This is a genomic window from Paramixta manurensis (assembly GCF_013285385.1).
In the GTDB taxonomy this organism is placed as follows: domain Bacteria; phylum Pseudomonadota; class Gammaproteobacteria; order Enterobacterales; family Enterobacteriaceae; genus Paramixta; species Paramixta manurensis.
The window spans coordinates 3,012,248-3,024,509 of the sequence record NZ_CP054212.1 but is presented as its reverse complement, the minus strand read 5'-3'; the positions used below and the strand labels follow the sequence as shown (position 1 = coordinate 3,024,509).

The following is a 12,262-nucleotide window of genomic DNA, read 5'->3' as shown; positions in this document are numbered from 1 at the left end:
TGATGGATCAATAGGGTGAAGTCGATCAAACGATTGAATGTACGGGGAGCAGGCCATGAGTCATGGCCCGGTCCGCAGATTAATATCGCCAGGCAGGGGGTAGCGTTTTAGCGTAATGAGGAGGTAATTTCGGCGCGAGAACGGGCGCGAAAATGACTGGGCGCCATGCCGATAACGCGTTTAAACGCGCGGCTGAATGAGGCCTCGGAATCGTAGCCTAGCCGCTGGGCCACTTCAGAAATACGCTCCGCATCTTCAACAATCCAGCGCCGGGCTAAATGCATCCGCACCTGCGCAACATAACGGGCCGGGGTTTCACCGACGATAGCGGCAAATTTACTGGCGAAACTGGAGCGGGAAGCGCCCATCAAGGCGGAGAGTTCAGCCAGCGTCCAATCGTGATGGGGCTGGGCATGAATGGCGGCCAGTACGCGGCCCATTTCCGGGTTACGTACCGCGGCTATCCAGCCGGTGGCATCGCCGCAACCATGCTCAACCCAGGCGCGAATGATTTGCGCTGCCAGCACATCCGCGAGACGCGCGATAATGCCGCAAGCGCCCGCCCGATTTAACGCGACTTCGCTGCTCATGGCTTCCAGCAGATGGATGATAGCCGGTTCATATTTCATCAATTCATTGGCACGCATCAGGGCGGGCATCATGCGTAATAACGGATGCTGACCATCAATATTAAAACGCATGGTGCCGTAAAACAGCCGACAGTTCTCTTGATTCGCCGTGGCGCTGAAATCAAAAACATTGCCGCTGAGGCTCATGCATTGCCAACGCGGGAATGGCAGGGGAGAGGCTTCAGGATGGCTGGCTAATGCGTGGGCGCTGCCCTGCGGTAGTAGCACTGCATCACCGGCGCTCAACGGCTGCCATTCGCCATCAGGGGTTTGTAACCAACAGCCTTTTTCCGCCACAAAAATAAAGCAGGCTTCACGGGCAGGCGCAAAACTAAACGCCCACTCGCCGCCGAGATTAAAACGGCCATACTCTACGCCATCAAGGCGAAGACCCTGTAGCATATTTGTTAGCGGATCGGAGTGCTCGTCACGCGGATTTTTGGACGAATTGTCAAGCATTGCGGCTTTCCTGGCATGGATGTTCCAGACGCTCGACTATACCATTTGCCTCAATCTCTGGATATAGCGGGCGAGCCCGTACAGGAAACCTAATGTCAGAAAAAATATGTAATGGTGCAGAAGGCTTTGATTGCACCGCATCGCAACGCGATGATGAGCATCGTGAAGCCGCCTGGGGCGCGGTTTTCTCCCTGGCGCTGGGCATTTTTGCGCTGGTAACGGCGGAGTTTTTACCGGCCAGTTTATTAACCCCTATCGCCGCCGATCTTGGCGTGTCGGATGGCGCCGCCGGGCAAGCGGTGACTGCGACGGCACTGGTAGCGGCGCTGGCTGGCCCGGCGGTGGTGATTGGTACCGGTAAAATCGATCGACGCAGCGTGATATGGGGGCTGACGCTGTTGCTGGTGTTATCCAACCTGCTGGCGGCTGAGGCCTCGAATATTGGCGTGTTGATTGCCGCGCGAGCCATGTTGGGCATTGCCCTCGGCGGCGTCTGGTCACTGGCGGCGGCGCTGGCGATGCGTTTGGTTCCCACCCGTTTGTTACCGCGCGCGATGATGATTATTTTTACCGGCGTTTCGGCAGCAACGGTCTGTGCGCCGGGGATGGGCGCCTGGCTGGGTGATTTGTGGGGCTGGCGAACTACCTTTATGGCAGCGGCCGGTATCGGCGTTGTGGCGTTGGCGGCGCAACTGATCCGTCTGCCGCGTCTGCCTTCTACCGATGTGCCGGATTTAGGGACGTTTGGCATATTGCTAAAGCGGCCGGGCGTCCGGCTGGGTCTGATCACCGTGATGTTCGTTATTTCGGGACATTTCGCCGGTTTTACCTATATTCGCCCTTTCCTTGAGCAGGTGCCTAAACTTGATGTGCAGATGATTTCATTGCTGCTACTGGCGTTTGGTATCGGTGGGTTCTTCGGCAATCTGGCCGGTGGATTTATTGCCGAACGTAGCGCCAGCCTGGCGGTTGCGCTGTCGGCGCTAATGCTGGCGGCGATGGCATTTGTGCTGCTGACGTGGGGCGTCTCGGCCTCGGTGGCTTTTGCCGCCACGGCGGGTTGGGGCTTTGCCTTCGGCGGTTTCCCGGTCAGCATCCAAACCTGGAATACGCTGGCGGCGCCGGACCATGCGGAAACCGCAGGTGCCTTGCTGGTGACAACTTTTCAGGTGGCGATCGCGCTCGGCGCGGTAGCCGGCGGGCTGTTAGTGGATAGCTTCGGCGCGCCGGGCGCGATTGCCTATAGCGGCGCGGCCTTATTGATGGGCGGTTTGGCGATGCTGCTGATGGGGCGCCGCCATGCAGCTTCATAGCGCTTGGTTCTAAGCCAGAAGAGAAGGGTATTAGGCAGCGAAAAATATCGTTGCCATAGTAATTAGCTACCTTTGCCAGTGCGTACAGGAGTCTGGAATGGATCATATTACTTCGCTGCCAATTCTCGATCTTTCCCATCTGGATAGTGACCAGCATCGGCCATCATTTTTGCGTCAACTGAGCGCTGCCGCACGCGATGTAGGCTTTTTTTATCTGATCAATCATGGTGTTGATGCCGCGCTCTCACAACGCCTACAACACTTATCGCGCGCCTTTTTCGCCTTGCCGGAAGAGGAAAAACTGCGTGTAGCCATGGTGCATTCCCCGCATTTTCGCGGCTACAACCGTGCGGGGTCTGAGCTAACACGTAGCCAGCCTGACTGGCGAGAACAGTTTGATATTGGCGCGGAGCGTGTGCCGTTGACGGTAGCGGCAGGCGATCCGGGTTGGCGACGTTTGCAGGGGCCAAACCAGTGGCCGACGGCGCTACCGGAATTAAAACCGGTGCTGTTGGCCTGGCAGCAAGCGATGACGGCGATGTCATTGCGTTTGCTACGCGCTTTCGCCACGGCGCTGGCATTACCGGAAGAGGCCTTTGATGCTTTATACGGTGATAAACCGAATGAACATATCAAGCTGATTCGCTATCCAGGACAATCCCATCAAACCGGGAATCAGGGCGTTGGTGCGCATAAAGATTCTGGTTTCCTGAGCTTTCTGTTACAGGATGAGCAGCGCGGTTTGCAGGTGGAGGTTGAACCGGATAACTGGATTGACGCACGTCCGTTACCCGGCGCATTTGTGGTCAATATTGGCGAACTGCTTGAGTTAGCGACCAACGGATATTTACGCGCCACGGTACATCGGGTGGTTTCGCCGCCGGAAAATCAGGAGCGGCTGTCGATTGCCTTTTTCCTTGGCGCGCAACTGGATGCGGTAGTACCGGTGTTTGAACTCCCGCAGGCGTTGGCGCACCTGGCGCACGGCCCGGCCAGCGACCCACAGAATCCACTATTACGCGACGTAGGATGGAACTACCTGAAAGGGCGATTGCGCTCCCATCCTGACGTCGCTGAACGCCATTACGGCGATCTGCGGTTAAGCTCGCGAGATTAATTGCCAAAGGGCACCAATCGCTCATGCAGGTCTGCCTCAGCTTTCCATACTGTAAGTTCGATAAATCACAATCCGCAAGGAGTTATGATGGAGTACCGACAGCTTGGCCGATCAGGTTTAAAGGTTCCGGCATTTAGCCTTGGCACCGCCACGTTTGGCGGCAGCAACGAATTCTTTCAGCGTTGGGGCAGTACCCAAGTCGATGAAGCTCGCAACATGGTGGATTTGTGCCTCGAACGCGGAGTGAATTTTTTCGATACCGCCGATATTTACTCGGAAGGCGCTGCGGAAGAGGTACTGGGCGAGGCGTTAAAAGGGCGCCGTGACAAGGTCTTGATCTCGTCAAAAGCGACGTTTCCCACCGGCGACGGGCCGAATGAAAAAGGGTCGTCGCGTTATCATTTGATTCGCGCCTGCGAAGCCAGCCTGCGCCGTTTGAAAACCGACCATATTGATGTTTACTTTATGCATGGTTTTGATGCGTTGACGCCGGTTGAAGAGACGTTGCGTGCGCTGGATGATCTGACCAGCAGCGGTAAGATTGGTTATATCGGCGCCTCCAATTTTTCCGGTTGGCAGGTGATGAAATCGCTGGCGGCTTCTGAGAAATATGGGCTGGGCCGTTACGTGGCCTATCAGGGATACTATTCGCTGGTGGGGCGCGAGTACGAATGGGAGCTGATGCCGCTGACGCTCGACCAGGGGCTGGGTACCATGGTGTGGAGCCCGCTGGGATGGGGGCGTTTAACCGGTAAAATTCGTCGTGGCGCGCCGGTACAGGACGGGCGTATCGCTGCTGGCGGCGCCGAGGGCGGGCCGCCGGTTGCGGAAGAGAAACTGTTTGATATTGTTGATGTGTTACATGATATTGGCGAGCAGCACGGGAAATCCATTCCGCAGGTGGCATTAAACTGGCTGCTGAGTCGCCCTGGCATCGCCAATGTGGTGATTGGCGCCCGTAACCGCAACCAGCTTGAGCAAAACCTTGAGGCGTTGGGTTGGTCGTTGAGCGCGGAAGAGATCGCCCGGTTGGATGAAGTGAGTTATACCACTCCGACCTATCCGTATTGGCATCAAACCGGCTTTGATGAGCGTAATCCGAAACCAACCGGCTGGTAAGGCTATCGACGCTGGTTTTTGATGCGCGTATCTTCTCACAAGGCCCCATTATTGGGGCTTTTAAATGCAGAGTAACCTGGCGTAATGTATTATTTTAGTTTTGAAGTACTTTTATCTTCACCACGTAACCTACCCAAGCCATAACCTGCAACTAATGCGATCACAAAAAAACCGACGAAACCCACCAACTTCATCAGGGTAGTTTCAGCAATGAACAACGACGCGAGGGATGCAAAAGCACATATACAGGTTATTGTGCCCTCAACTGCATGTGCTAAGAGCCAACCGAAAGATTTACTGACCGATTTTAAAAAGCTCATCGTTTACCCTTTTGCAGATCATTGCGTGGCTATTAATGAAGTCAAGGTACGGTTTCAGCGGGGTTTCAACAAGAAAGTAGATCATATCAAGACCGTAGGGAGAAACTTTATCATAGGTCTGTGGATAATGGTTTTGCATTCTACGAGAAGCTAAGGCTGCTTCTTCTATTACTCCCTGGAACAATGCGATGTTGATAGTAAAACTCGATGCTATGCGGAAGAAGTTCTTATAGGCATATGCCATCTTTGCTCTATGTATTAATAGAGCGGCGATAGTTTGAGCGACTGCAATCTGTCCTCCCATACGACCAGATAACCTGCCAATGCCATAACCAATTTTGTTATGTATCGTCTCTCGTCCTCTACCATCCAGTTTATTATAGAAGTCAGTAATAACTATAGTTACAAGGCGGCGTAAAGGTTCTTCATTTCGAGCCAGGGACTTTATCATTCGAAAAAAGCGCTCATTCTCATAGTCGTTTCTTGTTTTTCTGTCAGAACCCAATAGGCCAGTACTGATATAGGTACGTTTCACCCCATAGTACAAACTCGTTGGGATTGATGAGAGACTATCCCATATCCCTTCTGCAATGACCTTCGCATCCATAATTATTCATCCATTTCCATATAGAACACAATCGAAGCATAACATGCGTTCAAATATTGGTCTAGATTGTATGGCACTCAAAAGTGGGAGCTACAGTAGTTCACGCCAGTGGTAGAGGAAATTGATAATCTTTATATTGTAAACATAAAAGCAATCTGACAAGGTATTCCTGATGTAAGAGATATACTTGAGATAATTAAACGCCGCTGTTTGTAAGCACACCCGTTTTAGTTTCGAATATAACGGGGTTTCGGCTCTGGAACATGAGTGTGCTAAGTGCTATTTTCTCAACCCCCCCATTATTGGGGCTTTTAAAAGCAGAGTAACCAAGCGTAATGTATTATTTTAGTTTTGAAGAACCCAAGACTAAACAGGGCGAGTCAAAATCGATTAAGCAATAAACATGATAAAATAAAAACCCATACTCATTGAAGAGTGGATAGGTTTTTTTATTAGTAGATAATGTAATTAGAATTGATATTTAACGCTACCATCGCGTGTGCGCCAAATCATCATTAGGATGTTTTTATCAATGCAGTTTTTAGGCGGCTTTATATCTGTGAAACAACGTCGATCCTCTTTACCTTCCTCTTTATAGCCATCACCAAAAGCATAGACTGTAATAAGGAATGGTCTTTTATTGCCAGACGGGATGTTGTATTTTTCCAAGATTTTTTGTTGGTGATCTCTCCACCAATCGATCTTTCCTGACTCAGTTATAGGTAATCTGTTAACAATAATCTGTGCTGTGCTACCATCATAATGCGCATCAATAACAGAAACAGTCTGCTTACCTATAAATAGATAGCTAAGGATACATAACAGTAAAACCAGTGCAGAAATTATGAAATTACGCATTACCGTTTCCCCTCTATGTCAATCACAGCTTCCATATTGGTCAGGAATGGTCGAAAACCACATCGTTTCTGGAAATACAGCATTGCTCATAGAAAGTGCTCCCTCACTTATGTTCATTCCAATTGATATGTTATAACGCTGAGTAGCAGTAGCAAAGTATATCGTAAAACCTTTGGCCTGGCTGCTGAGTAATCTCCGGAAGATTCCGCGTCTTTCAATATTAGTAAGTTGGGGTCTGCTATTCCTTCGAATCAGAGCTCCTATCTTAATCCAGCGTATAGACTCGGGTTTTGACCTTCGAAAGATATTATCACCGATAAGATAGTGCCAGTTTTCAGGATAAAACGGCTGGAAGTTACCAGAATGCTGTTGATTTCCCTAGCTTAAAAAAGAGCCATACGGGCGCCGATGAAAATTTTCCACTATGCCGAAGAGTATTTATTGCTTGTTATCTTGGTGAGTGCGCCGTACCCGGTTTACTTCTCGCAGGCTGGCGCTTATTCTGCATAGCTAAGCGTTATCGCTCAGCTAAAATTTAGCGTGAAAAATGACTCGGGGTGCCTTTTACCATAAGAGGCTGAGATAGACCCGTATTACCTGAACTGGATAATGCCAGCGGAGGGAAGTCAGATGCCTGACCGCATCAGATTTCTGAACGCCGGTTGGGAGCCATATGCAACAACCTACCGTTATCTCTGGCGACCTTGTCGCCGAATCCCTCGACCTTTTCCGCCAGCGCGCGCCGCTGGTTCACTGCATGACCAATGATGTGGTACAGACCTTTACCGCCAACGTTTTGTTGGCGCTCAATGCTTCCCCGGCGATGGTGATTGACAGCGAAGAAGCCGCGCAATTCAGCGCGCTGGCCGACGCGTTATTAATTAATGTTGGTACCCTGACCGGTGAGCGCGCATTAGCGATGCGCGCGGCGGTTGATGCGGCAAATCAGGCCGCAAAGCCATGGACACTCGACCCGGTAGCGGTTGGCGGTTTAAAACTACGCAGTGAATTTTGCCAACAATTACTGACGCTGCATCCCGCCGCCATTCGTGGTAACGCATCGGAAATTATCGCCCTCGCACAGCAGGCCGGCAGCGGGCGCGGCGTGGACAGTTTGCATGAGTCCGGCGCGGCGCTACAGGCGGCGCAACAGTTGGCGCAGCGTAGCGGTGCTATTGTCGCGGTAACCGGCGAAACTGACTATGTGACAGACGGCGATCGGCTACTGGCGGTAAATGGCGGCGCAAAATTAATGACGCGCGTAGTGGGGACCGGTTGTGCGCTTTCGGCGGTGGTGGCCGGGTTTGCCGCGTTGCCGGGCGACCGGTTGTTACATGTCGCCAGTGCGTGCCGCGTAATGGCCTGCGCCGGTGAACGCGCCACTCGCCAGGCCAGCGGGCCGGGCAGTTTTGTCGCCGGGTTTCTGGATGAGTTGTGGATGCTGAATGCGGAGGCGCTGATATGAAACGCATTAATGCATTAACCATTGCCGGTACCGATCCTAGCGGCGGCGCCGGTATCCAGGCTGATCTAAAAGCGTTCTCGGCGCTTGGCGCCTACGGTACCAGCGTGATTACCGCCTTGGTGGCGCAAAACACGCAGGGCGTGCAGTCGGTCTACCAGATTGATGCCGATTTTGTCGGCGCGCAGCTTGATTCAGTGTTAGATGATGTGCGCATCGATAGCGCCAAAATCGGTATGTTGGCAAACAGTGAGATTGTTGAAGTGGTGGCCGAACGGCTGGCAAAAGCGGCGCTACCGTGGGTGGTGCTGGATACGGTGATGCTGGCAAAAAGCGGCGATCCGTTACTTTCGCCACAGGCGGTATCTACCCTACGTCAACGCCTGTTGCCGCAGGTGTCGCTGATTACGCCGAACCTACCGGAAGCGGCGGCGCTGCTGGCGTGTGCGCCGGCGAAAAACGAAGATGAAATGCGCGCGCAGGGGCGGGCGCTGCGCGAGATGGGATGTGCGGCGGTGTTGATGAAGGGCGGACATTTAAGCGAGGAAGAGAGCCCTGACTGGTTGTTTAGCGCGCAAGGTGAGCAACGATTTAGCGCGCCACGCGTCAATACACGCCACACGCACGGTACCGGTTGCTCACTCTCTGCGGCGTTGGCGGCGCTACGGCCACGTCACGACAGTTGGGCCAGTACGGTGGAGGCGGCAAAAGCGTGGCTACAGGGCGCTTTACAACAGGCGGACTCACTCGAAGTCGGGCAGGGGATTGGCCCGGTGCATCATTTCTGGCGCTGGTGGTAAAACGGCGCCCGCAAGCCGACTTTTTTCTGCGAAGCGTTCTGAAAAATGGAGTCAGCAATTTGCGTTACGTGTCCTTTCGGGTCCAGGCTGTTGTGGATTGGCATCGTCGACTAACGGACCTGCCAGGTTATTCAATTACTACAGGAGTTACCATGACGGACATCGTACAGTTATTGGGCAAAGAAGCTGACACCCTTTTGCAACATCGCTGCATGACTATTCCGGCAGAAAGCCTTTATCTGCCGGGCAAGGATTATGTCGACCGGGTGATGATCGATAATAACCGCTCTCCCACCGTACTGCGGAATATGCAAACCTTGTATAACACCGGCCGTCTGGCAGGAACCGGCTATTTATCCATATTGCCGGTCGATCAGGGTGTGGAGCACTCGGCGGGCGCCTCTTTTGCCGCGAATCCACTCTACTTTGATCCGAAAAATATCGTCGAATTAGCGATTGAGGCGGGCTGTAATTGTGTTGCTTCAACTTACGGCGTACTGGCCTCGGTTTCACGGCGTTATGCGCATAAAATTCCGTTTATGGTCAAACTGAATCACAACGAAACTCTGTGCTATCCGACCCAGTATGATCAAACCTTGTATGCCAGCGTTGAACAGGCGTTTAACCTCGGCGCGGTGGCGGTTGGTGCGACGATCTATTTTGGTTCTGAGCAATCACGTCGCCAGATTGAAGAAATTTCCGTGGCGTTCGAACGCGCGCATGAGCTAGGCATGGTAACGGTGTTGTGGGCGTATTTACGTAACAATGATTTCAAGAAAGACGGTACCGATTACCACGTGAGCGCCGATTTAAGCGGGCAGGCGAATCATCTGGCGGCGACCATTGGCGCCGATATTGTTAAGCAGAAAATGGCTGAGAATAATGGTGGGTATAACGCGGTTAAATTCGGTTATACCGATGAGCGCGTCTATAGCAAGCTGACCAGCGATAATCCGATTGATCTGGTTCGTTATCAACTGGCTAACTGTTATATGGGGCGTGCCGGGTTAATTAACTCAGGTGGGGCTTCGGCCGGGGAGACCGATACTGCCGAATCGGTACGGACTGCGGTAATTAATAAACGTGCAGGCGGCATGGGGCTAATCCTGGGGCGTAAGGCATTTAAAAAGTCGATGAAAGAGGGCGTAGCGCTGATTAACTCGGTGCAGGATGTCTATCTGTCGAAAGAAGTCACTATCGCCTAATGAGAGAGGCCGGAAGGGCAGCATAACTCACTTCCGGCTTTATCTGGTCACCGATGCAGATGATTTAGCGCTGATTAAAACGTTTCAAACCAGTCGCTATTTTGCTCGGCTATCGGCGTAATCGAGAAAATCATCTCTTGCAAATGGCGACGTAATGCAGCTTCGGCGGCGTCGGCATTTTTTTCCACAATGGCGTGATAAATTTGATAATGCTGCTCAATCAAACTTTCCGGCGGGGAAACTTCACTCAGGGTGAGAAAACGGACCCGGTCCATAGTGGCTTTAATATTCTCCACCGTTTCCCATGCCAGCTCGCACTGAATACTTTGCGCAATTAAGCGGTGAAACTCGTCATCCAGTAATAAAAAGGCGTGGCTATCGTGGCGCTGCGCGGCCAGTTTTTGCAATTGCAGATTATGTTCAAGTTCCATCAACGCTTGCGGCGGCGCTTCGACCGCCGCGCGCCGCACCACTGCGACCTCTACCGCTTCACGGATAAAACGGCCATCCGCCACCCGCTGCGCGGAAATTTTCCGCACGAAGGTGCCGCGTTGCGGCAGAATCTGAACCAGCCCGGCCTCAGCCAGTTTAATAAACGCTTCGCGGACCGGCTGACGGGACACCTGGAACCGGGCGGAAACCTCTTTTTCCGATAACAGCGTGCCAGGATGGATCGCACAAGTGACAATGTCCTGGCGTAAAAACCGGTAAATCTGCTGATTAACCGGTTCGCTGGCGGTAATGGTATAGGCGATTGACATGCGGCGACCTGAAAGCAGAGGGCATACACCCGATAAAACACTCAGTCTAAACAGCCTGTTGCGCCAGCGCTAGCCCTTTTATGCCTGTCATACTGCAAACCGTCGTTAGGGTACGCGTCTACGCAATCAGTAGGTGGCAACCAGACGTTTTACCGTCTCTTGTGCGCCAAGCTCACGTAACTGCTGGTAAAAACAGGCCACACGCTCACGGAAGCGCGCATCCTTCGCCAAATCCTGACCAAATACCGCTTCCAGGCTTAACAGCGCATCAAGACGTGCCTCGCCGTCAGCGCTGCCTGACACACGTTCCGCTAACTGATCTTTAAGCGGGTCTCTAATCTCAATAACGTTGCCTTGTTCATCGACGCCGCCGACATAACGTATCCAGCCCGCCACACCGAGTGCCAGCAGGTCAAACCGGCTGCCTTGTTTCAGGTGCCAGCGAATACTGTCGAGCCAACGCTGAGGCAGTTTTTGTGTACCATCGGTGGCAATTTGGCCGGTGCGATGTTTAATCGCCCGGTTCTGATAGCGGGCAATTAGCGAATTGGCGTAAGCCACCAGATCGATACCGGAAGTGCGTAGCGTCGGTGCCTGTTCCGCCAGCATTAATTGGCGAGCGGCAATCAGAAAGTTATCATCCGCCATGCAGTCGCTAATATGCTGATACCCCGCCAGGTAACCCAAGTAGGCAAGAAACGAGTGGCTGCCGTTAAGCATACGCAGTTTCATCTCTTCAAACGGTAACACATCGCTAACCAGCTCGGCGCCAGCCTGTTCCCAGGCCGGACGCCCATTAACGAAATTATCTTCAATGACCCATTGGAAAAACGGCTCACACTCCACGGCCACCGGATCGTAGGAACCCAGTTTAGTGCTTAACATCTGCAATGCATCATCGGTCATTGCCGGTACGATACGGTCCACCATCGTTGAAGGAAAAGTGAGATGTTGACCAATATAGGCTGCCAGTTCGCTATCTTGCTGCTGCGCCAGTTGCATAATGACATTGCGAGTTACCTGGCCATTTTCCGGCATGTTATCGCAGGACATCACGCTAAAGGGCGGCAGCTTTTGCGCGCGACGACGCCTGATAGCGGCCAGAATTACGCCGGGGAGCGAAACCGGCTGCTCGGGGTGCGCCAGATCGTGCTGAACCGCCGGATGGTCAAGGTTGAGTTGGCGGGATGCAGGGTGATGACAATAACCTTTCTCGGTCACCGTCATTGAAACGATCGCAATGTCGGGCTGGCACATAGCGTTAATCACCGCCTCAATACCATCCCCCTTGCCGTGCAGCGCGGCGGTCACCACACCAACCACGCGCGTGCTGAGGTGATCGTCGGCCATCTCCGTCACGCTGTAGAGCAGCGATTGCGCCCGGAGCGCCTCAATCAACTCGCCACTATTAAGATTCACTTCACAGTAACCCCAGTCGCTGCCGAACTCACGCGCCAGTTTATCGCTGCAGACCGCCTGGTGGGCGCGATGAAAGGCGCCAAACCCAATATGCAGCATGCGGGTACGTAAACGGCTACGGTCGTAGTCAGGCAGAAGGGTGCCTTGCGGCAATGATTCAAGGGATAACATAGCCAATCCTTGTAAGACAGCG

At 52.8% G+C, this 12,262-nt stretch carries 11 protein-coding genes and 1 riboswitch; of the genes, 6 read left to right on the top strand and 5 right to left on the bottom strand.

The window, feature by feature from the left end:
• Positions 1-107: 107 nt before the first annotated feature.
• The gene (locus PMPD1_RS14605; RefSeq protein WP_173634738.1) at positions 108-1,088 is read right to left on the bottom strand and encodes an AraC family transcriptional regulator; all 981 of its coding nucleotides are present in this window, start codon (positions 1,086-1,088) and stop codon (positions 108-110) included.
• 92 nt (positions 1,089-1,180) lie between these two features.
• On the opposite strand from PMPD1_RS14605, the gene PMPD1_RS14600 reads away from it, so the two are divergent.
• From PMPD1_RS14600 to PMPD1_RS14590, 3 genes are all read left to right on the top strand, one after another.
• Positions 1,181-2,401, top strand: coding sequence for an MFS transporter (locus PMPD1_RS14600; protein ID WP_173634737.1), 1,221 nt, complete (start codon positions 1,181-1,183; stop codon positions 2,399-2,401).
• Positions 2,402-2,498: 97 nt separating this feature from the next.
• Positions 2,499-3,518, top strand: coding sequence for an isopenicillin N synthase family dioxygenase (locus PMPD1_RS14595; RefSeq protein WP_173634736.1), 1,020 nt, complete (start codon positions 2,499-2,501; stop codon positions 3,516-3,518).
• 84 nt (positions 3,519-3,602) lie between these two features.
• Positions 3,603-4,637, top strand: coding sequence for an aldo/keto reductase (locus PMPD1_RS14590; protein ID WP_354292640.1), 1,035 nt, complete (start codon positions 3,603-3,605; stop codon positions 4,635-4,637).
• A 294-nt stretch (positions 4,638-4,931) separates the two neighbouring features.
• On the opposite strand, the gene PMPD1_RS14585 is transcribed toward PMPD1_RS14590, so the two are convergent.
• Entirely contained in the window at positions 4,932-5,564 is a 633-nt protein-coding gene (locus tag PMPD1_RS14585) for a hypothetical protein (RefSeq protein ID WP_173634735.1), read from the bottom strand.
• A 468-nt stretch (positions 5,565-6,032) separates the two neighbouring features.
• Complete coding sequence (locus tag PMPD1_RS14580; RefSeq protein ID WP_173634734.1) at positions 6,033-6,422, bottom strand: DUF943 family protein; 390 nt, start codon at positions 6,420-6,422, stop codon at positions 6,033-6,035.
• A gap of 543 nt (positions 6,423-6,965) precedes the next feature.
• Positions 6,966-7,063, top strand: a riboswitch (TPP riboswitch).
• A 32-nt stretch (positions 7,064-7,095) separates the two neighbouring features.
• Here PMPD1_RS14580 and thiM point away from each other — a divergent pair.
• The 3 genes from thiM to fbaB all read left to right on the top strand — a co-directional run bounded on the left by thiM (position 7,096) and on the right by fbaB (position 9,889).
• Positions 7,096-7,887, top strand: a complete 792-nt coding sequence (thiM, locus tag PMPD1_RS14575; RefSeq protein WP_173634733.1) for a hydroxyethylthiazole kinase — start codon at positions 7,096-7,098, stop codon at positions 7,885-7,887.
• Positions 7,884-8,684: a bifunctional hydroxymethylpyrimidine kinase/phosphomethylpyrimidine kinase gene (gene thiD, locus PMPD1_RS14570; protein ID WP_173634732.1), complete on the top strand. Its 801-nt coding sequence runs from the start codon at positions 7,884-7,886 to the stop codon at positions 8,682-8,684. Before thiM ends, thiD begins: the two co-directional genes overlap by 4 nt.
• Positions 8,685-8,836: 152 nt before the next feature.
• Positions 8,837-9,889: a class I fructose-bisphosphate aldolase gene (gene fbaB / locus PMPD1_RS14565; RefSeq protein WP_173634731.1), complete on the top strand. Its 1,053-nt coding sequence runs from the start codon at positions 8,837-8,839 to the stop codon at positions 9,887-9,889.
• A 74-nt stretch (positions 9,890-9,963) separates the two neighbouring features.
• Here the strand turns inward: fbaB and PMPD1_RS14560 are convergent, their stop codons facing one another.
• On the bottom strand, positions 9,964-10,650 hold the full coding sequence (locus tag PMPD1_RS14560) for a GntR family transcriptional regulator (RefSeq protein ID WP_173634730.1): 687 nt from the start codon (positions 10,648-10,650) through the stop codon (positions 9,964-9,966).
• A gap of 126 nt (positions 10,651-10,776) precedes the next feature.
• Positions 10,777-12,240: a mannitol dehydrogenase family protein gene (locus tag PMPD1_RS14555; protein WP_173634729.1), complete on the bottom strand. Its 1,464-nt coding sequence runs from the start codon at positions 12,238-12,240 to the stop codon at positions 10,777-10,779.
• Positions 12,241-12,262: the final 22 nt, after the last annotated feature.